General features: G+C 43.0%; 17 protein-coding genes. 3 read left to right on the top strand and 14 right to left on the bottom strand.

Annotated features, from left to right (window positions below):
* Nucleotides 1–13: 13 nt before the first annotated feature.
* From HY035_07540 to HY035_07495, 10 genes are all read right to left on the bottom strand, one after another.
* Nucleotides 14–1,441: a flippase gene (locus HY035_07540; GenBank protein MBI3378234.1), complete on the bottom strand. Its 1,428-nt coding sequence runs from the start codon at nt 1,439–1,441 to the stop codon at nt 14–16.
* Between the two features lie 53 nt (nt 1,442–1,494).
* Complete coding sequence (locus HY035_07535; protein ID MBI3378233.1) at nt 1,495–2,427, bottom strand: lysophospholipid acyltransferase family protein; 933 nt, start codon at nt 2,425–2,427, stop codon at nt 1,495–1,497.
* Nucleotides 2,424–3,767 carry a cobalamin B12-binding domain-containing protein gene (locus tag HY035_07530; GenBank protein MBI3378232.1) on the bottom strand — a complete coding sequence of 448 codons (1,344 nt, stop codon included), beginning with the start codon at nt 3,765–3,767 and terminating at the stop codon, nt 2,424–2,426. Before HY035_07530 ends, HY035_07535 begins: the two co-directional genes overlap by 4 nt.
* Nucleotides 3,764–4,720, bottom strand: a complete 957-nt coding sequence (locus HY035_07525) for a lysophospholipid acyltransferase family protein (GenBank protein ID MBI3378231.1) — start codon at nt 4,718–4,720, stop codon at nt 3,764–3,766. The genes HY035_07530 and HY035_07525 overlap by 4 nt, the downstream gene beginning before the upstream one ends.
* Nucleotides 4,717–6,813, bottom strand: a complete 2,097-nt coding sequence (locus tag HY035_07520) for a polysaccharide biosynthesis tyrosine autokinase (protein MBI3378230.1) — start codon at nt 6,811–6,813, stop codon at nt 4,717–4,719. The genes HY035_07525 and HY035_07520 overlap by 4 nt, the downstream gene beginning before the upstream one ends.
* 84 nt (nt 6,814–6,897) lie before the next feature.
* Nucleotides 6,898–7,653 (bottom strand): polysaccharide export protein, encoded by a 756-nt coding sequence (locus tag HY035_07515; protein MBI3378229.1) that lies wholly within the window; start codon nt 7,651–7,653, stop codon nt 6,898–6,900.
* A 71-nt stretch (nt 7,654–7,724) separates the two neighbouring features.
* Entirely contained in the window at nt 7,725–9,092 is a 1,368-nt protein-coding gene (locus HY035_07510; GenBank protein ID MBI3378228.1) for a sugar transferase, read from the bottom strand.
* A 251-nt stretch (nt 9,093–9,343) separates the two neighbouring features.
* Nucleotides 9,344–10,333 carry an alcohol dehydrogenase catalytic domain-containing protein gene (locus HY035_07505; protein MBI3378227.1) on the bottom strand — a complete coding sequence of 330 codons (990 nt, stop codon included), beginning with the start codon at nt 10,331–10,333 and terminating at the stop codon, nt 9,344–9,346.
* A gap of 158 nt (nt 10,334–10,491) precedes the next feature.
* Entirely contained in the window at nt 10,492–11,994 is a 1,503-nt protein-coding gene (locus HY035_07500; GenBank protein ID MBI3378226.1) for an AMP-binding protein, read from the bottom strand.
* 71 nt (nt 11,995–12,065) lie between these two features.
* Nucleotides 12,066–12,365 carry a PilZ domain-containing protein gene (locus tag HY035_07495; GenBank protein MBI3378225.1) on the bottom strand — a complete coding sequence of 100 codons (300 nt, stop codon included), beginning with the start codon at nt 12,363–12,365 and terminating at the stop codon, nt 12,066–12,068.
* A gap of 495 nt (nt 12,366–12,860) precedes the next feature.
* On the opposite strand from HY035_07495, the gene HY035_07490 reads away from it, so the two are divergent.
* From HY035_07490 to HY035_07480, 3 genes are all read left to right on the top strand, one after another.
* On the top strand, nt 12,861–13,331 hold the full coding sequence (locus HY035_07490) for a response regulator transcription factor (protein MBI3378224.1): 471 nt from the start codon (nt 12,861–12,863) through the stop codon (nt 13,329–13,331).
* Between the two features lie 335 nt (nt 13,332–13,666).
* On the top strand, nt 13,667–14,536 hold the full coding sequence (locus HY035_07485; GenBank protein MBI3378223.1) for a phosphate/phosphite/phosphonate ABC transporter substrate-binding protein: 870 nt from the start codon (nt 13,667–13,669) through the stop codon (nt 14,534–14,536).
* Complete coding sequence (locus HY035_07480) at nt 14,536–16,614, top strand: HAMP domain-containing protein (GenBank protein MBI3378222.1); 2,079 nt, start codon at nt 14,536–14,538, stop codon at nt 16,612–16,614. Before HY035_07485 ends, HY035_07480 begins: the two co-directional genes overlap by 1 nt.
* Before the next feature lie 134 nt (nt 16,615–16,748).
* Here the strand turns inward: HY035_07480 and vanZ are convergent, their stop codons facing one another.
* The 4 genes from vanZ to HY035_07460 form a co-directional block, all read right to left on the bottom strand.
* Complete coding sequence (vanZ, locus tag HY035_07475) at nt 16,749–17,123, bottom strand: VanZ family protein (GenBank protein ID MBI3378221.1); 375 nt, start codon at nt 17,121–17,123, stop codon at nt 16,749–16,751.
* Between the two features lie 11 nt (nt 17,124–17,134).
* Entirely contained in the window at nt 17,135–18,409 is a 1,275-nt protein-coding gene (locus HY035_07470) for an alkaline phosphatase family protein (GenBank protein ID MBI3378220.1), read from the bottom strand.
* Between the two features lie 19 nt (nt 18,410–18,428).
* Nucleotides 18,429–19,256: a phosphoadenosine phosphosulfate reductase family protein gene (locus tag HY035_07465; protein MBI3378219.1), complete on the bottom strand. Its 828-nt coding sequence runs from the start codon at nt 19,254–19,256 to the stop codon at nt 18,429–18,431.
* 251 nt (nt 19,257–19,507) lie between these two features.
* Nucleotides 19,508–20,446 (bottom strand): SDR family oxidoreductase, encoded by a 939-nt coding sequence (locus HY035_07460; protein ID MBI3378218.1) that lies wholly within the window; start codon nt 20,444–20,446, stop codon nt 19,508–19,510.
* Nucleotides 20,447–20,617 lie beyond the last annotated feature (171 nt).

Here is a 20,617-nt window from a genome sequence, read left to right as displayed (position 1 = left end):
AATTGAATGCACATTACCGTATGGTTATGCTGTTGTCACCTAAACCGGTCTTGATCCCTGCGGCTCTTTTTAAAAACCCGATCTCCTCCTGAGAAAACGCCTTGAAAGCAAATAGCATGACAGGATATATCAAGAGTACCGCGCCGGTCGCTATAGCATAATTAATCCATGAGAAGGCGATAAGGAAAAGAACGATAACACACGCCGCGAGCGCTGGTTTGTATAAGACCTTTACAAAGCTGAACACATTGAATATGTCAGACAGGTAATAGAGGCCGGCTAAGAATATCACTGCCTGCGAAATAGGCACAGCAGCGCTTGCCGCTATATAGCCATAGTCCGGGACCATGATGAAATTTAAAACGAGGCTGACAAAAAGCCCAAGGGCTGTCAACACCACCTGATAGCGCTGCTTTTTCAGGCTTATGAAAAGGATTTCAAAGAATGTATTTAAAAAAAACAGACCCAGACCCAGTATTTGGATTTGAAGCGCAATTATGGATTTGGAAAATGCCGCACCGAACAGCAGGTAAATGATTTTTTCTGAGAAGATGAACCCGAAGATCATTATTGGCAGACTGACAATAATGAGGATCTTGGAAACAAAAAGAGCCTTTGTCCTCAGGATTTCCCTGGCGCTCTCATTTGCTGCCAACTGGGAGATGACCGGAAGCATAGCCAAGACGAAGGTCATCGGAATGACCTGCAATCGTGTAATCAGCCTGTAAGGAGCCTGGAAAAGGCCCAAATCAAAATTGCTGCTTAAAAGCTTAAGCACAAAAACGCCGGAATAAAGGTAGATTTGTAAAAGGAACTGCGATACGGCGATCGGCGCGGACTCCCTCAAAAGGTACAAAATAATATCTTTTTTTATACCAAGCATGGGAACTACAGAGAAATGCCTCATGGAGAAGAAAATACTTATACCAAGGCTTGAAATGTTGCTAAGAAGCATACCAATGAAGATATATCTCAATCCTAAATCAAGATATATTGCGGCGGCGGTAAATAACAGGGAAGAAAGGGAAATAAAAACTGACATGATGGTTTCAAAATGCATCCTTTCAAAGGCGACAAAAACAGAATTGAGCGTTCTGGTGGCGCCCATGGCAAGCATGGACAGGAGAATGACGAAGGCAAGGATTGCGCTGTCCGGCGAAAGATTAAAAAGTAATACATAGACAGCGGTTATGACTATAGCTGGAATGCCCAGCAGTCCAATTAGTGTTATTGCGCTGCCGATCAAAGCGCTGGCATTTTTCTTATCCTGGGAGATGTCCCTTGCCAAAATCCTTGGCCCGCCCATCAAAAGGAAAGGAAAAACTGTCCATATGACGGCTATAAGGAACGAATAAACGCCGAACTCTGCTACCCCCAAATAACGCGCAACGAGGGCCAAGAGCAAGAAATTTGATGCCACGTCTATGGCCCTGGCGGCCATACCCCATACTGTATTTTTTACTATAGTTTTAGACCGATCCATATGCTTTAGTTTTATTTAGCAAGCCTGCTGTCCCACTCATCCCAGAAGTGCCATAGGTACGGGTAAGCTAAAATATACCTCTCCATTTCTTTGGCAAAGCAGGCCATGTACTTTTCAACCGTCATTTCCTTAACGTCTTCCTCCTGACTGTTCAAAGGCTCGCAGATAATTGTTTTGTAATAGCCGTTCTTGTTTATAACAGTAAACATAGGCAATATAGGCGCCCCTGTCTTAAAGGCGAGTGTCGCTGCGCCTGCCGGCATCAGGAGTTTCGTACCCAAGAATTCCATCGGCATAAACTTGCCGATGAACTTTCCACCGCCCGCCCCGTCACCAGTGATCATCAGCACTTTATTTTTGTTGAGCCATTCCATGACGGGCCTTAAGAACGATTCGGCGGAAATTATCTTAGCCGGTATCATAGCCTCGTATTTTAAGCGTAATCTGAAGGCGACATTCCTTCCGACAAAACTACGCCCCTCGTCCGTTGGAAGCCCCAGCTGCATCATCCGGTAACCTAACAACCCAAGATTACAGAGCGGAAGTTGGGCAGGTCCGAAATGGGGATGTACGAGTATGCATCCCTTGTTTCCTTTCAGCGCATTATTCAGATTTGACAGACCCTCAAAAGCATGGAACTTCCCAATGCTGTCCAGGTTTAGTCCCGGAAATAAAAATATCTGGAGTTGGTTTACATAATGATTTCTGAAATATTTCCTCGCGACATTCCACAACTCCCTGTCACTTATCCTTCCCTGAAAGGCAGAGTTAAGATTTTGAAGAACGCGTCTTTTTTCCCCACGCGCTACCATGAAATGCATGTCCCCCATCAAGTTGAAAACCATAAATGCTAACCTTAACGGAAGGAGTGTAATCACCCATCTGAGCGGATACCATACAAACAATCTGAGGACATCCCTGTAAAAGCTCTCATGGACTATCATAATATTAAATTGGGCATCACAAACTTCTTCAGCGACTTCTTGAAGTTAATTAAGAAGCTAAAAAACGGATCCGCGTAGCTCCTGGTTACAGGGCAACTGTAAAAAAGCCTTTCAAGTCCTTTTTCATTCTGGGGAAGCAGGTCGTCATTCTCTTCTATCATCCCCTCCTCTACGGCGATCCTCTGCATGCCAGTTTCCGGCTCAATGCGTATCCATCCGACCCCAACGCTTCCCCTGCCAAATAACAAGAGGTTTACCGCAAGGTAGAGCTTCACGGTCTTTAGAAATCCCCAAAAGTCCTGTTGCGGGGGCGTGCAGAAGATGTTAAAGCAGAAAATGCCATCTTTTGCTTTCCTTGCTATTTTCAGTGTCCTGTATATGTCAGCCTCTGTTATATGCTTCCCCAGGGCCTTTAGGGATTTATCCGAAGCCGCATCGGGGGAAAAAGCCATATTATTGCACCCCGCAGCTATGGCGAGATTGAGAAGATCTTCGGTGAAATTCTTAATCTCAAACCATGCGTTCCATCTGACATTAATGCCCCTTTTTATTATTTCCTTGCATATAGCCTCCGCGTGCCCGGAAGGCACGTTAAAGACGCTGTCGGCAAACATGAATTTCCTAACATTAAACTCCCTGACCAGATACTCAATTTCGTCAACAATGCTCTGCGGGCTGCGCTGTCTCACCCTCTGGCCGTTCAAGAAAGGATAACTACAATAACTGCATTTGAAAGGACAGCCGCGCTTTGTTTGGATTCCAATATTGTTAGCGGGGGAATCAAGATATTGTTTTATGTCGAGAAAGTCCCTTCTCGGCATGGGCAGGCGGCTGACATCAGGCAGCGGCCTTGGGCCTGTAAATAAGACAACGTCCTTATCCCGATAAAAAATACCCTTGACCTTATGCGGATTGTCGATATTTTTCACAAGATCAGGAACGCTTTCGTCTCCCTCCATGTATACGCCGAAATCAAGTTCAGGTATCTGCGCCATAATTTTCTCGGCAAACATCGAAAAGCCGGCGCCGCCTATCATGACCCTTATACTTGGATCAGTCTCTTTTACCAACTTAACCGTAGGACTCACGGTCTTAAAATAATAAAATATGTCTTTTTTTTGCGTGGTATCTATATTCCTCAAGGAAATACCGACAATTTCCGGCCTGAAATCCAGGATAGTCCTTTTAAGTTCTCCATAAGGATCATCGTACAGATTAAGGTCCATCATGCGGACATCGTGCCCATTTAAAGCCGTGGCGATATAGCAAAGCCCCAGCGGGAATATATGGCCTGTATGTTCTTTTCTTCCCAGATAAGCCTGTATCAGCAATATTTTCACGAAGCGCTCTCCCCTGAAACAAATATGGATTGTTTTAAGCCGAATATCATAACGTAATGCTCAGGATAACGATGCATGTAATTTTCAAAAATATTTAAAATTTTTTTTAGATTTGCGCAAGTATCTTTTTCTTCATCACCCGTAATCTCCAGATCCATAGGCTTTTCGATTATTATGGTATGGGACCTCTTATTTCTCACATGGAATGTGGGAAGGACAACCGGTTTTGCTCTGAGTATTAGCTTCATTGCTCCTGTATAAAAAAGCGCTTTTCCACCAAGGAAATCTATAACCACGGATTTGCTCCCCTCTCTGCCATCGATCCCTATAGCAATGATTTCGTTATCCTTGAGTCTTCTGAAAACATCCCTAATAAAAGCGTCTGTATATATAAAATTTACCGGCAGGCTCTCTTTGTATTTCAGTTTGCTCTCGTACACGGTGGTGCGCAGATTATTGTACATGCGGCTAAACAGCCCTTCCCTTTTTTCCGGAGGGTTTCTGCTCCCGAGCTGGTTCAGTTTATATCCCCTGTAGCCAATACCGGGCATAATAATATGGGGATTACCAAAATGCCCATGAAGCAAAACAGCCCCCCTTCCGGACTTCAACGCTTTGTCAAGATTTTCCAGCCCTTTGATATCTATTATCTTTTCGCTGATATCCTTTGTCATTTTCGGATACAGCAATACCTCTATTGTAGAATAAAGCGAATTTCTGAAAGTATTTTTGATTATCTCCTTTGTAAGGGGTCCATCACCCCTCCTGTACATCGACGTGAGTCCGCGTTCTATCATCACCCTTTTTCTCTTTGAAAAGAAATAAATGAACGGAACAGAGAGGTCTGCAAGCGCATAATTGACCGAGAGCGGCATTTTCTGAACAAAAAATCTAAAGGGATACCAATATGTCCACCATTTCAGCAGGACAATAAACGTTTTAAGAGACCTCATACGCCCTTATGTTGATTTTTAAAAATCGCGGTCCTATGTAGATTCAAGACGACGCCAAATGAATTGATTCCTGATAATTTCATCGCCTCCGTAAACTCCCGCGCCTTTTTTTGAGAAGTTCTCCCCTTGGCGGCAATGAAGATGACTACATCGGCATATTTGGAAAGTGTCAGCGTATCGGAACCCATTTCATAGGGCGGTGTATCTATTAAAATAACGTCATAATCAGGCAAAAGATCGTCTATAAGCCCTTTGAAACGCTCCGAAGACAAAAAGCCCTGCGGATGGACCGCTGTATCGGTTATGATGTCGAGATTTTCAATCTGGGTATGGATTACCGTTTCCCTGGCGGGAATTTTACCAGAGATATAGTCAGAAAGCCTTGAGGAAATATCGAGTTTGAAAATCCTGTGCAGAGCTGGCGCCCTAAGATTCCCATCGATCATTAGGGTCTTTTTACCCTGCCCCCCCATGAGCGCCCCTATGCATGCGGTTATTATCGATTTACCTTCTCCTTTGGAAGGGCTTACAATAGAAATAACCTTCCAGTTACCTGGCCCTTTTGCAAGGTTTATCTTTGAAAGCAAATTATACACGGCGTCCGTGAACTGATTGGATTGAATTCCCTTGCTAATATCGAGATACTTTTTCTTAGCAACGGGCAAAATCTCTATTACATCCTGCCCCAGATACATTTTAACTTCTTCAGAAGATTCTATGGTTTCATCCAGGTACTCCAGCAAAAATATAAGGCTAACGCCCAGGAATGTTGCAATAAACACCGATAGAATCATAGGGACGGTCTTTTTCACGGGCGGGAAGTATACGTTGGACAGATTCGGCAAAACTACCGGCGGCTGGATAACTATAGCGTTTGCAATATCCAACTCTTTAGCGCTCACGGCCGTTTCAAGATTGGCCATCAGTGAATTATAAGCATTTTTTAAAATTTCAACCTCTCTTGAAAGACGATTCAATTCGTCTTCCTTCGTGGTGAGTAATTTAAGCATCTCCTTTCTTTCTTTTATCTGCGACTCCAATCTCTGCTTTATAGCTTCATCAGTAACTATGTCGATCTCGGCATTACCATACTTTTCTATGAGATTATCATAATAGCTATTTCTCTCTTTGATCTGAGTGGAGAAGGTCTTCTCAACCTCCTTTAAGATGACCTCTTTCGCAGAATCGGCCTGCTGCTGCAACGCCTTGACCTCCGGATGCTCCGTGGTCACTTCGGAACTGAGTTTGGCCATATTGAGCTGCGTGATAAGCAATTGTTTTTTGGCTTCGCTTACCACAGGGTTTTTCTCCAGTGTCGTCGAGCCTTCCCTGTACTCGGGTTGGGCGGAAAGGACTGTTTTTATTGACTTGAGGCTTTCCTTTTTCCCGCCGAGATTTCTGTCTGTCTTGTTCTGCTCTGATTCAAGGTTCGATATCTCGGCAATAAGCGTTGTCCTCTGACTTGACAAATCATACATCTTGTTCTTTATTTTATAATCTATCATATCCCTATCGGCTATAGAGAGATTTTTCCCCACTTCCAAAACCCTCTTCTTCAATACTTCAATGGCTTTTTCAGCCGTATCCCTGTACACCTTTGAAAAGTTCTCTACGAACCTCTTTATGACACCTGCAGCTATCTGCTGGGCCTCTTTTGGATTATCGGAATACCCTATGATTTTGAAGGTGTCCGAATCGGCCACATTCTCTATATTTACCCCTTTTTTCCCAAGAATAATCCCGATTGAGCTTGGGTCCACGAAATGGTCCTTTGTCAGGAATTCGCCGTCTTTGTCTTTTAATCCAAGCTCTGTTATCACTTTAAGAATGACACCGTCGCTTTCCAGCATCTCCTCTATCGTGCCCATGGCATTGCTTTTGTCCGTGAAATCGAACTTGCCAAACCCCGAAGGCACATCCTTTATGAAGCTCTGCTGAAATGTATCCAATTTAATCCATAGCTTTGAGTAGCTGTAATATACAGGAGATACAATCTTCATGAACATGAAGGCGAAAAGCGGCACGATGAATACGGCCAGAGCGAGGACCCATTTCCTTTTAAGGATGATTTCCCAGTATCTTCTTAGTTCCACTTTTCCTCCATATATTTATAATGACAGTTCAATAGTGTTTCTTTCAGGTATTTCCACGAGCGTCATAATCTTTTCTTCACAAAACTATCGACCAACAGCAGCGCTTCCTCGTGAACCCTCAATCTGCTGGCCTGTGAAATAACCTGATTCCATTGAAGTAATGGGCGCGATTATCCTTGACAGGTAATCAAAAAATCTGCTTACGTTAGCGATGGTTGTAGCAGGCACATAGATTATGTCTCCATTTTGTAAATAAGCATTTTGAGCAAAATCACCTTCCTTTAAAGCACTTTCTAAATTTAGCGTTACTAATTCAGGATTTTTCAAGCCGCCTCTGATAAGTAAAATAGTTTTTAATTTGGCATCTATGGTAAATCCCCCTGCCTTTGACATTGCCTCAAGGGCAGACATGGGACTTTCGAGACTAAATAATCCAGGAGTTTTAACCTCACCGAGGACTATAACTTTTTGACTCTTGACAGATGTGACACCAACTGATACCTGAGGATTAACCAAATACTTAGAGAGCCCATCCTTGAGCTTATCTCTTAACTGAAAAATACTTAACCCTCCAGCTTGAATGTCTCCAATCAATGGATAGCTTATTATGCCTGAGGGGTCTATCTGTATGGTCCTTTTTAAATCGTCTTGCCGATAGACAAGAATCTCAATAGTATCTCTTGGACCAAGAATGAATTCAGTAATCTTTACATCTTTAGGTGTTTCCTCAGGCGCCTGAGGGACATCAGAGGCTGTTGTTGAGGCACATCCGGTTAACAGAAGCAGACATATCAAACATGCAAAACTTCCCGATAGAATATACTTTACTGTTATTTTCATAATTAAATCTCCTGTATAGTTATATTGCCGTCATAGTTATACTATATATGTTGCATATATAGCAACCTCTTTTATGCAGCCCCTTTTCTCTTGATTACTGCGGGAATTGTCTTTATGAGTATTTTAAAGTCACGGGAGAGTTTCCAGTTATCAATATATTCCATGTCCATTTTCATCCAGTTTTCAAAAGAGATATTGTTCCTGCCGCTTATCTGCCATGTGCAGGTAATTCCGGGCATTACGCTGAAACGCCTGCGCTGCCAGTTTTTGTGAAATCCGTTATAGTCCCGCACCGGGAGGGGCCTTGGACCTACCAAACTCATATCCCCATTAATGACATTGAACAACTGTGGAAGTTCATCCACGCTCCATTTCCTGAGCCACCGGCCGGCCTTAAAAATCCTCGGATCATCTTTGATTTTGAATACAGGGCCATCCATCTCATTTTGCTCTTCAAGTTCTCCCTGTAATTCTTCCGCACCCACCAGCATTGTCCTGAATTTGAAGAGATTGAAAATCCGCTTATTATATCCCACGCGGTATTGAGTAAATAATACCGGGCCCGGAGCTGAGAGTTTGATTGCAATGGCGGCTATTGCCATCAAAGGCGAAGTTACTATGACTAATGCGGTCCCCAGAGCTATGTCAATGGCCCGTTTTGCTATGTATCTCCAGCCCTCCTGTGCGCTTGGAATCATCGTCAGCACTGTGAAATTTCCAAACTGTTCTGTACTTGGGTGGGCCATTTTAGTATCAAAAATATCGGACAAATGACGTATTATTATCCCCTGTTCCTCTGCCTGTTGAATAATTTTTTGAATTTCTTGATAGTATGATTTTACGGGCAGGGTAATAACTACCTCGTCTACTATATGGCTTTTCAGAATAGAAGGGAGGTCCTTAATGGTCCCTATAAGGTTTAGCTCTCCTGCAGGCAGGTGGATGTTCTCGTCAAGATAACCAATGACGCGGTATCCCATTTCCTTTTTTTCCTCAAGCATGCCTGCATAGTCGTAGGCCCTCTGGTTAGTTCCTACAATCAGCACAAAGCGAAGATTCCTGCCGTGAATGCGCACTTTTTTGAGGAGATATCTCAGTGTTGTTCTGAAAAATAATATAAATAATGTACTTAATCCCCAGAAAAATATTATGAAAAGCGGTGTAGTAAAGGTATTTTTAATGATAACGCCGACCAAGGTAATGATGGACGTTCCTATGGTGGTGGCTTTGATCAGGTCCCTCCATTCATTGCGTCCGCTGTCAAGTCTTCTGGAACGGTAAAGTTTTAAATTTTTAAACGTTATGTGCCATAAAATTGTTATTGACAAAAAACCGATGAAGTCTACAACTTTGATGCGCAGTGAATGCAGCTTATTTAGAGCGACATAATCTGCCTGATGTTCGGTCAGCAAATATGCGGATAACAATGCAGCAAACAAAATGCATATGTCTGCAAATTTTAAGAGATTAAGCAGTAATTGTCGCCGGAAATATAACATAATGTTTAGCTCTCATATTAATTTTAAGTTTTTTAAGAATCATTCGGGCACATCTCCGACCTCTCAGTCACATACACATATTGCGACTGTAATATTGAAATTTTACTGCCCCTATCTATAAACAAATTGTTACTTAGCCTGCTAAAAACAATTTCAAATCTAAAACCTGAAAAGATTGTTTGCCCTTATAATTACACCCTCACTATAATCTTTCCGTCTGTTCTTTCAGTGGAGGCCCTAAAGGCCTCTAAAACCTTTTTAAATGGATACCTTGCTGTAATCATTTTCTGGGGATTGAGCCTGCCTGACGCAATAAGTTTGATGATTGAAGAAAAGATGCCGTGGCCTGAATGCCCCCTTGAACCTATAATCTTATTGGCGCCGGAGACAAGGGCGTCAAGGTACATGGGGGTTTTAGTAGCTGCCCTCCCGAGGTATATAATCTTACTGTTTACGGACATTGATTTTTCCATTTCAGGGATTGTTACAGGCGCTGCGCCTGCTGCCTCAACCTGAATCTCTGCTCCCCAGCCATCTGTAAGTTCCATAATCTTTTTGCTGGGCACACATTTATCAATGTTAAAGGCGAAATCAGCGCCCATTTCCCTTGCTATACCCAGCCTCTCATTAATACTGTCAAAGGCTATAACTTTGCTGGCCCCTGCTATTTTTGCCAGCGCTATAGCGCCGAGGCCGATAGGTCCTGCGCCGTAAACGGCTACAGCAGCGCCCGGATTAAATCCGCCGCCTGCGATAAAGATGCCGTTGTAGGCGCAGCCGATAGGTTCAATAAGGGCGCCTATATCAAAGATTTCATCGCCGGAATATACCTTTTCCAGTTCATTAATCTTCCAGCAGTACCTTTCGCTTATGGCTGCATATTCTGCAAAGGCGCCGTCAGCGCTCAGTCCCATAAGCTCTACATTTCTGCACTGGTTTGGAGCTCCGTTTTTACATGGCTGACACGTCCCGCACCACATAATGCTTTCCACGGCTACTTTGTCACCGGCCTTAAGAGCAGTAACCTTTCTGCCGGTTTTTTCAACCACGCCTGCAAACTCATGCCCTAACACGCAGGGCAGTTTTGTCAGGCCTGAAAATATTATGTACCCAGCTTTATCGGTCTCATAAAGATGGGTGTCAGAGCCGCATATACCGCAGGACTTTACCCTTACGAGCACTTCATCATCGTTCAGGCCGGGTGTAGGAATATCTTTAACCTCAAAATGAGGATTGCGCCATACCTGACTGCCGATAAGCGCCCTTTTTCCTACCCGTTCATTTTCTGTAAGGGCATAATCTTTTTTAGGTTTCCACTTTGCATTAACGATTAGCGCTTTTATACTGCCTCCAGCTGTAATACTCTTTTGTTTATTTTCCCGCTTCCAATTTTAGGAAGGGAAGCTCTTATTTCAATTATCCGCGGCAGTTTATAATGAGGCAGCCGCTCCTTGCAAAATCCAAGAATTTCTTTTTCTGTTAAAAGCGTCCCGTTATTGGTAACTATTATTGCCTTCGGAACCTCTCCTCTCAGCCTGTCTTTAGCCGGGATGACCGCGGCCTCTTTTATATCCGGATGGCTCATTAATACCAACTCAATTTCCAGGGGATAGACTTTAAGCCCGGCTACCTTCATCATCCCTGTCTTTCTGTCCGCAAAGTAGAAATTGCCGTCTCTGTCCCTTCTTCCTAAATCGCCGCTGCAGTACCAGCCGTCTTTGAAACATATCTTGCCGTTTATTGGATTACCGTAATAGTTTTGGATAACCGCAGGACCCCTGAAAATCATCTCGCCTATTTCTCCGTCCGGAAGCTCATTATCGTTTTCGTCAACTATTTTTACCTCGTATGATGCGCATGGTTTTCCGACAGAGCCTGCCGGCATATATTCATTTGGACGATTGGCAAGGGCAATGCCGGTTGTCTCTGTACTTCCCCATACAGGAATAATAGGCACGCCGGTTTTCTGCCTGAACCTCTCAATAAGTTCTATTCTCGTATACATGCCGCCGCTTTCAGGAACCCTGAGCGAACTAAGGTCATAGGTCCTGTGCTCAACCAGTTCAATCAAGGTCTCATACATGGGCGATAAGCCCATCATAGTGGTGACTTTATGGTTAGCTATAGCCTCTGCGATTGCTTTGGGATATATTTTGTCAACCAATACCATGGTACCGCCAAGATATAGAGCTCGTGAAAAAATTTCATGCGGATGTGCAAAAGGGGCAAATATACACAGGTGAATGTCATCAGGTGTTAGTTTCAACGCATCTACCGCAGCAATGGTATTCCAGTAGATGTTTGAATGGGTTGTAACCGCGCCCTTGGGATTTCCTGTAGAGCCGGAGGTATAGTTCAAATAAACAATATCCTCCTTGTCAGGCGCAGGGCAGGGATTATCAGGGTTTTTATCTTTCTGCAGTTCTTTCAATGAAATATATTCTCCCTCATAATTTTCACCGGCAACTATAATTGAAATTTCTGAGTCCCTGGGAACAGCCCTCTTTGCAAGCTCTAAAAATTGCTTATGAACGATAAAATATCGGGGTGTAATATTGTTTAGAACAGCCGTTATCATGTCGTCCGGCAGCTCAAAATTAATTGGCACTGCAATGCCATGCGCCTTTGCAGCAGACAGAAAAGTTATAACAAGTTCAGGAATCCTCGGCAGCATGAACGCGACCCTGCCGCCTTTTTTAAAACCCATCTCCAGCAATGCATGCGTAAGCCTATTTACAGTCTCATTCAACTCCCTGTAAGTGAGCATAAAGTCATGGTAGACGATTGCTTTCTTTTCGGGAAATTCCCTTGCATTTTTTTCAAGCATTTCAACCAGAGTCATAACCAAACCTATCCCTTCTTGTTATTGCTCCCTATAGGTTATAATCTTCTATAGGTTAAACAAACTTTTCTTCATGCCAAAAACCTTAATCCCCCCCTGAAGTTCTCATCAGCGGGCTTGGACCACATTACCTCCGCATAAGCAGGCAACCTCGTTTCAACGTTATTAATTGGAAGATAGAGCTTTAAAATATCACCCTTCCTCAAGTCATAGTCTGTGGCGAGGCCTATACCTTCCGAGCTTATATCTACTCCAAGTCCATTCTGCTGAATATCCATAGATTGGCTGATTTTTGTCGCGCATATTTCAAAGCTGACTGGTCTGTTAAAGCTTTGTCTCCCACTAAACCTTTTTTCTGATTTGTGTTCCATACCTCCCCCTTATAGATGCAAAACTCATAAGGCTATTTAAACAGACGACTTTTACGTCATTATGATGGCACTGTTAATTTTGTGCTGGAAAATAGACATAGAAAGTTGTCATTGCGAGTGCAACGAAGCAATCTCGCCTTTTGAGATGAGATTGCCACGAACCCTTCGGGTTCTCGCAATGACAGGTAATTCAAGCGTTTATAGTTCTATGTCTATTTTTCGGTTTGTGTTACAAACTAACCAGGGTATTAATGTTAAGGTACGCTGTAACTTCATTTTCGTCAATCCCTCAAAAGTGGGGCTTTTAATGATTGGTGAGAACTAAGTTGAATTATTACTTTAGAGGATTTCGGTTTTATAAATTCTCACGATTGATATATAATACTTTGCAGCATTGAACAACTTTCTGAAATAGTTAAAAAAAGATTGCCTCCGGGGGTGCTTATCTTTGACAGCAATAACAGGTTGCTATATTCCAATAAGGCGGCCTTGGAGATGATTCCTGAACTTCAGGATGTTGAACAAACAGGGGAGACAAAAAAACAGTATATCCTTGAAGAAATCTACAAGCTATGCGATCAGATAAAAATCAATGTAGATGCAACAAACGCTATCCAGAAGGTTAGTTTAAATTGTAAAGTTCTGAATGATATCTCAGGGGATCCCTGTTCTTTGAGAGCCTTTCCTATAGATGAACGTGGAGGAGATATAAGCGCTACCCGTATCATGATTTTTGTTGAAAGAGTAACCGAAAAACGCACTGTGGATTTTGAAAAGGCGAAAAAAGATTATAGGCTTACAAAGAGGGAGCTGGAAGTGGTAACCCTGATATATCAGGGACTTTCAAACAGGGAGATTTCCGAGAAAATATGTGTCTCTGAATATACGGTTAAAGACCATATTAAAAATGTTATGAAAAAGATGGGAGTTGATTCAAGGAGTAAGATTAGCGCTTCCCTGAGATAAGAAATGTATAAGTTAAAGACTGTTGCGGCATTTTTCTCTACTCTGCGGCTCGCAGCCGAGCCAGCGGCCCTTTCTTTTAGATTTCGACTTGTATTTTTTTCACAATTTCCTAAAAAATCCTTTTAAGAATTAATGGGGATTGTTGAAGTTTGAGTACGGCACAGTGCCCGATATACGCACGCCTCCAAGCCTTTCTATTACAGCAGGTGCAGTTTTTTCGGCTGATCCTCTTTTAACCCCGATTGACATGTTTAATCTTGAGTGCTATATTGGAGGCAGGTTGGTGTCCATCAGATTGATAGGGCGCCCCATAATTTTCTCTATAGGAGGAGTCTATGGCAAATATCACAGCCTTTAAAAAGTCCTTACTCTTTTTATTGGTTCTTTTCTTTGCAGGCACAAGCGCTGCGCTTGCGCAGGATGTGGTAAAGATGGGGGTATTCCCGAGGAAACCTACCCTCGAGACTGTAAAGGCATTTGAACCCATGGCAAAATATCTCTCTTCCAAGATAGGCAAAAAGGTGGAGCTGGTAGTATATAAGGACTTTGCCGCCTTCTGGGATAGCATGAAAAAGAAGGAGTGCGACTTCGTACATCTCAACCAGTACCAGTACATAAAGGCACATAAAGATCTCGGCTACAATGTGATACTCATGAATGAGGAGTTCGGCTCAGCCAAGGTCCATGCAGCAATCGCAGTAAGAACTGATAGCGGGATTAACAGCCTTTCAGACCTGAAGGGGAAAAAGATACTCTTCGGAGGCGGAAAACAGGCAATGCAGTCCTATATCGGCGCCACACACATACTGAAAAAACATGGACTTAAAAAGGATGATTATACCGAGGATTTTGCAATAAACCCTCCGAGCGTTGTGTTCGCTGTCTTTAACAAAACTGCCGATGCCGGCGGCATCGGTGAAGTTGTCTTAAGCCTCTCCACGGTGAAGGAGAAGATTGATGTGAACCAGATTAAGGTTCTCGCCAGGGGAGATGAACTTCCCATGCTCTGCTGGGCAGTTAAGAAAGAGATGGACAAGGGGCTTGCGGAAAAGATTCAGAAGGCGATGATAGGGCTCAAAAACGAAAAGGACGGCCAGCAGCTATTAAAAAATGCTGAGGTGACAGATTTCATTATGGCTACAGATAAAGAATATGATATAGTCCGCAAGATTGTAAAAGAGGCATTAAATGAGGACTATCATTAATGCTTAATCTCAAAAGGATAGGCACAAAGATAATAATCATCGTTATTGCCATAATCATCATGGTGATGCTTGCTGTTACCACGAGGGTTGCAATCTCGGAGAAACGCGTCTTTACAAACGAACTTATGAATAAGGGTGAAAGCCTCGCAAAGTTCATGGCAAAGGTAGCGCCTGTCTCGATCATGACGTATGATGTGGCGATGCTGGAGAGCTATGTAAAGGAGATGACAACGGATAAAGAGGTCCTTTACGCGGCTATCCTTAATAAGGATGGCATTTTACTTTCAGCATATTTAGATAAAGAAAAGGGTATAACGGCTGGTCTGAGAATGGGAAAGGGAAGTGAGACCAAGGAACTCTTAAAAGAGGTCAGCTCAGCGAAAGATGTGATCGAGATAGAGCAGCCCATAGCACACCAGAATGAAAGGATGGGGACCATAAAGATAGGTTTAACCAAGCACCTGCTAAAAAAGAAGATAAGGGAACAGATACTGGCGATGGTTATTGTAAGCCTCATCGGAATCTCTCTGGCAATAGGAGCCATTGCAACGTATGTGACAAAAGGAGTCGTGAGGCCTCTCGATAGAGATGTCTCTTTTGCTCAAGCAATAGCCCTCGGTGATATGACTCAGCGACTCGATATAAAAACTGACGACGAGCTCGGCAACCTCGGTAAGACGCTTAATAAGATGGTTGAGGACCTGAAAGGTGTAATTGTGAAGATAAAGGATTCTTCGACCAGCATAACTACTATCTCTGCCCAGCTCTCAGCCACATCAAAGAGGCTCTTTGAAGGCGCCAATATCCAGATGGAATCCGTAGAGGTAACATCCTCTTCCATGACTGAGATGAATTACTCCATAAAGAGTTTAGATGAGTCTGTGGATGTATTATCACAGCTTTATAATGAGGTCTCCTCCTCCATCCTTGAGATGGTTACATCCATAAGCCAGGTTGCGGACAGCACCAAGTCGCTCTCCTCACTGGTAGAGACCTCCTCATCTTCTGTAGAGGAGATGTCAGCATCTATAAAACAGATAGCCGAGAATGCTGTCGTCCTTTCCACTGCTGCTGAAAAGACCTCTCTCACTATAAAGGGGCTTACCGATAGCATAAAGGAGATTGAGGAGAGCGCCGATAAATCGGCAGCGCTATCTGAAAGCGTCAAGAGAGACGCCTCTGAGCTTGGGACAAAGGCATCAGAGAAGGCGATAGTGGGTATGGAGAGGATGATGGGATCAGTGGAGAATGCAAGCCAGATAATAAACAGGCTTGAGGAAAAGTCCAAACAGATCGAACAGATACTCACAGTCATAACTGAGGTAACGGATCAGACAACCCTCCTTTCCCTCAATGCAGCCATTATTGCTGCACAGGCAGGAGAACATGGAAAGGGTTTTGCTGTTGTGGCGGATGAGATAAAAAAACTTGCTGACAGAACCGCTGCCTCCACAAAGAAGATCGCCCAGACAATAACTTCGATCCAGGGTGAGGTTCAGGAGGCTGTCACATCAATGAAGGAGGCCTCGATGATTGCCATAGAAGGAATGGGGCTGTCTAAAGAGGTAAGGGGCGCATTTAATAAGGTCCTCGACGGTTCGACCATGTCCTCGCAGATGACGCTGGAGATAAAGAAGGCTGCAAAGGAACAGACAAAGGCAGCCCATCAGGTCAATGAGCTGGTGCAGACAACCACCCAGATGGTGAGGGAGATAGCCATGTCCACTCAGGAACAGAAAAAGGGTTCAGAGCAGATGATGGACGTAGTTGAGACAATGAGGGATGTAGCAAGACAGGTTCAGCAGGCAACCGTTGAGCAGACAAAAGGCAGCAGACAAATCAGCAACGCCGTCGAGACCGTCAAAGACAGGGTCGAATCCATAACCAGAACCACCAAGGAGCAGCAGACAGGCAGCAACCAGACAGCCTGTGCAGTAGAGAAGATAAAGGATATAGCCAGGCAAAACCTTGACCTCTCTTTAGCAGTTAATGACGTCATTAATAACCTCGGAAGTCAGGCTAATTTTTTGAAAGAAGAGGTAAAGAAATTTATTATTGAGGCTGATGATAAAACCTGAGTTATCCACACTGCTTCGATAGATATTTAAATACAGGCAGCCCAAACCTGGCAAAAAGTTCGGTTATCTTTAAGACAGTTACTTCGAGCATATAAAGGCCAAAGACTTCAGCGCCTATAATTGATATATTAACGCTATTCATTATGTGTTTCTATATATTTTTTTAAGAAATATGCCCCGGCAAACGAGCCAATACTATCTGCCACTATATCATACACCGACGCATCCCTCATAGGCACAAAGGACTGATGTATCTCGTCTGTAATTCCATAAATAGAAGCTAAGGCCCATCCAAACAAAATATAACGCCTGACTCCTGAGTTCTTTAAGCTGTATGCCATCAAGAAACCTAAAACTGCATACTCTATAAAATGTATAATCTTATCAGCGCCATACGGCAGTTCATATTTAATCGGTCTTGAAAGAGATGAAAAATAAAATATCAAAACCATATAAGAAATTGTAGCGGACCAACTCAAAACTATTTTTATTCTCACCTTATCTGCCATTTAACTTAAACTCATAAATTTGCAGTAATTACAGCCGCCAGGCCTTCAATCTTTAAATCCTCTTCTGTAATCGGAACAGAAGAATAGAAATGGGCGTCATCGTAAGTATGCATCCCTTTGAAGTGCGTAACTCCAAAAACACTTTCTTTATTCACGGCTCCCTTCAGGTCAAAACCGTAATGGGGCAGGAGATAAAGGTCGGGCCCGTTCTCTGTATGGATGCCGATAAAGATCTCTTCCTTCGTGTAAACAGCCTTTATAACTTTTTCCCCCTCAAACTCAATCTTCAGGAGTTTTTCCTTTAATTCATTCCTTAATGGTTGATATTCAGACTGTTTGATGCATCCTCTGCCATATTTGCCTTCAAGGTGAATATAAATTCTTGAGGGATCAAGGCAGAATGCTTTTGAATCTGGAGTTATCCCCTTAAGCCCCTGAGAACCGTTCAATGTAAGGTATCTGTTTTCGACAAGCCATTTATTCAAATATACCTCTGTTTTTATTGGGGTAAAGCCGTGATCCGAGCAAGTGAAAAACAAGGCCCCGTCCTTTACAGCCATATAAGCCATAGCTCCTATGAAAGCATCAAGCTCCCTGTAAAATCGTTCAAATACATGGTAGTATTCTCCATCTATTGCCGAATCAAAGAAAAAATGATGCAGACGGTCGGTTTCCGTAACAGTCCCTATAAACAACTGCCATTCCTCATTTTCGTATAAATGTTTGATCGCAGTTTTTCTTTTCTGAAAAGCATCAAAAATATCTTTAAAGAAGGCTTCTGGATTTTCCTGCGCAAGCCTTGCATTTACATCAATACGGTAGCCGATGCTGTTCAGATATTCGTAGACCCTTTCCGGATACACAGCCTTTTTAAGGTCAAGAGCCACAAAGCCGCTTACCATGACGCCGTTTATAGGCCTTGCCGGGTACGTCTGGGGAATATTCAGCACAACAGACTTTACATTTTCCTTTTCCCAGAACGGCATTTCTTTAAGTGACGTAAAATTCGGAAATGTATAATCATAACTTTGCCTGTCTATCTCCATAAAACCGAATATGCCGTGCTCAGCCGGATTTTTGCCTGTTATAAAACTGCTCCAGGCGACCGAAGATATTTCCGGAAGGGTGGATTTCATCCTGCAAAGCCTGCCGCCGCTTGAGCAAAGCCCTGACAGCCTTGGCATTATCCCTCTTTCCATATAGGCGCAGAGCAGGGTATATGGAACGCCATCTATTCCCAGTATAACGACTTTTTTTTCTTTCTTTCCAAAGAGCCTATTAAACATTTGTCACCCGCTGTATTATTTACATATACCCTAACGCCCTGAGATGATCCATAACCTGTTCCTTATCCTGCCCCCTGCCGACCCTTTCCTGAGTATTTTCAAGATCCTGCATCCATGCGGGGATATCAGACGCCTTTCCTGTCGCACACCGCGCGCCGAGCGAGCGGTACCCGAGCTTGTATAATTTGTTATAAGGTATAGCATACTTGAAAATTGCTATCCAGATGTCGCGTTCCCTGAAATGGAGAATGGAATGTATTCTCGTGTGCTCCGGGTTGGTCCTCGGACTGAAATAATCTTCGTCTTTCCTTGCGGTCTGCTCATCCCACCTGATAGCTGTAGAAACAGCTTTGATATGATTCTGCGCAATGAATTCCCTCATAGGCAATGTTTTCATGAGATGATTACAAACAGTAGAATCAGGGATAAAAGGGAACCCGGCTTCATTAAATCCCATTTCCTGAAGAGCAGCCTGATTTGCCGCGGTCAGGGTTGAAACCCTGATTGTGTCACCAATGACAGGGGCTTTTGAACTGACATCCTCATTCTTCAGCCAAGCAATATCAAGCGCCCAACTGCTTTTGATATAACCGACAAACTCGTTTATCTCGTCAAATACGTCTCCCTCATCAATAAACATGCATACCGGCAGTTTTTTACCCATCTCATCACATGCCTGTTTCCATAACCATAGATTTGTTGTGCTGTCTTTGCCTCCTGTAATGGCTATCGCGATATTTTCAACGCCAAATCTCTCAACAGCTTTTTTTATGATAGATTTGGATTGAGCTGCTTTTTCGTCAATATGTAAACCCAGCAGCCTTTCTTTCTCATTAATATCAGTCATTCTTTCTTCCTTCCTCCACTTTTATTAAATATTTTCTTTATAACCAAACAAGTTTCGCCCTTTCTAATAGGATTGGCAGCCATCTCTTAAGAATAATCTGATACTCATAATGCATAACAGTTCTCCTTTGGTTGATTTTTACTATACCAAAAGAGTTACCTAATTACTGAGCATTAACAACGTTCATAAAATCTTCTGATATTGCTTCTTTCGCAGAAAACAGGCGCTACAATGGGAATCATTTTCATCGCTTACTTCAGTGTTTCTTCAAAATACGCTATGGTTTTCTTCAAGCCCTCTGACAGAGAGACTTTGGGTTCCCACTTGATTACATTCTTTGCAAGTGTTATGTCCGGCTGCCGCTGGGTTGGGTCATCAGGAGGAAGGGGTTTAAAAACAATCTTAGATTTTGAGCCCGTCATATCAATCACCTTTTCAGCAAGTTCCATTATGGTGAATTCATTGGGGTTCCCCATATTCATAGGCCCGGTAAAATCGTCAGGGCTATTCATAAGCCCGACTATGCCTTCTATAAGGTCATCCACATAACAAAAGCTCCTTGTCTGGCTTCCGTCGCCGTAAACAGTGATATCTTCTCCTTTTAATGCCTGCACTATAAAATTACTTACAACCCTTCCATCGTTCGGATGCATCCTCGGCCCGTAGGTATTAAAAATCCTTGCAACCTTTATTTTTAGTTTATGTTGGCGATGATAATCAAAAAACAACGTTTCAGCACATCTTTTGCCTTCATCATAGCAGGACCTCAGGCCGACTGGATTAACATTTCCCCAGTATATTTCATCTTGAGGATGTATTTGTGGGTCTCCATACACCTCGCTTGTTGATGCCTGAAGAATTTTTGCTTTTACTCTTTTAGCAAGTCCGAGCATGTTGATGGCGCCGTGAACCGATGTCTTTGTAGTCTGCACAGGGTCAAACTGATAATGAATAGGCGACGCAGGACAGGCAAGGTTGTATATTTCGTCAACTTCAACATAAAGAGGGAAGCAAATGTCATGACGCATAACCTCAAAATACGGATTGGACATTAGCTGAGCAACATTCGCCTTCCGTCCGGTGTAAAAATTATCTAAACAGAGCACTTCATAACCGTCATTCAGAAGTCTTTCACACAGATGCGAACCGAGAAAGCCCGCACCGCCTGTCACCAATATCCTTTTTCCCATTATTCACCAACCCCCATCTGAAAGTATTCAAATCCCAACTCGTTAAGTTTTTCTCTATTATACTGGTTCCTTCCGTCAAAAGTGATTTTATTTTTCAGACGGCTTACGCGATCAAATACGACAAAATTGTATCAACGTACAAAAGCGTAGCATATTCAATTCTTAAAAATA

Source organism: Nitrospirota bacterium (assembly GCA_016195565.1).
Taxonomy (GTDB): Bacteria; Nitrospirota; Thermodesulfovibrionia; order Thermodesulfovibrionales; family UBA1546; genus UBA1546.
The sequence above is the reverse complement of the archived record's forward strand: the minus strand, read 5'-3'. Positions and strand labels throughout refer to the sequence as shown.

Excerpts from the sequence above, each read along its gene's own strand:
- HY035_07540 (MBI3378234.1), bottom strand. The coding sequence starts at position 1,441 with ATGGCCGCCAGGGCCATAGACGTGGCATCAAATTTCTTGCTCTTGGCC.
- HY035_07535 (MBI3378233.1), bottom strand. The coding sequence starts at position 2,427 with ATGATAGTCCATGAGAGCTTTTACAGGGATGTCCTCAGATTGTTTGTA.
- HY035_07525 (MBI3378231.1), bottom strand. The coding sequence starts at position 4,720 with ATGAGGTCTCTTAAAACGTTTATTGTCCTGCTGAAATGGTGGACATAT.
- HY035_07515 (MBI3378229.1), bottom strand. The coding sequence starts at position 7,653 with ATGAAAATAACAGTAAAGTATATTCTATCGGGAAGTTTTGCATGTTTG.
- HY035_07500 (MBI3378226.1), bottom strand. The coding sequence starts at position 11,994 with ATGACTCTGGTTGAAATGCTTGAAAAAAATGCAAGGGAATTTCCCGAA.
- HY035_07495 (MBI3378225.1), bottom strand. The coding sequence starts at position 12,365 with ATGGAACACAAATCAGAAAAAAGGTTTAGTGGGAGACAAAGCTTTAAC.
- HY035_07490 (MBI3378224.1), top strand. The coding sequence starts at position 12,861 with ATGATTCCTGAACTTCAGGATGTTGAACAAACAGGGGAGACAAAAAAA.
- HY035_07485 (MBI3378223.1), top strand. The coding sequence starts at position 13,667 with ATGGCAAATATCACAGCCTTTAAAAAGTCCTTACTCTTTTTATTGGTT.
- HY035_07480 (MBI3378222.1), top strand. The coding sequence starts at position 14,536 with ATGCTTAATCTCAAAAGGATAGGCACAAAGATAATAATCATCGTTATT.
- vanZ (MBI3378221.1), bottom strand. The coding sequence starts at position 17,123 with ATGGCAGATAAGGTGAGAATAAAAATAGTTTTGAGTTGGTCCGCTACA.
- HY035_07470 (MBI3378220.1), bottom strand. The coding sequence starts at position 18,409 with ATGTTTAATAGGCTCTTTGGAAAGAAAGAAAAAAAAGTCGTTATACTG.
- HY035_07465 (MBI3378219.1), bottom strand. The coding sequence starts at position 19,256 with ATGACTGATATTAATGAGAAAGAAAGGCTGCTGGGTTTACATATTGAC.
- HY035_07460 (MBI3378218.1), bottom strand. The coding sequence starts at position 20,446 with ATGGGAAAAAGGATATTGGTGACAGGCGGTGCGGGCTTTCTCGGTTCG.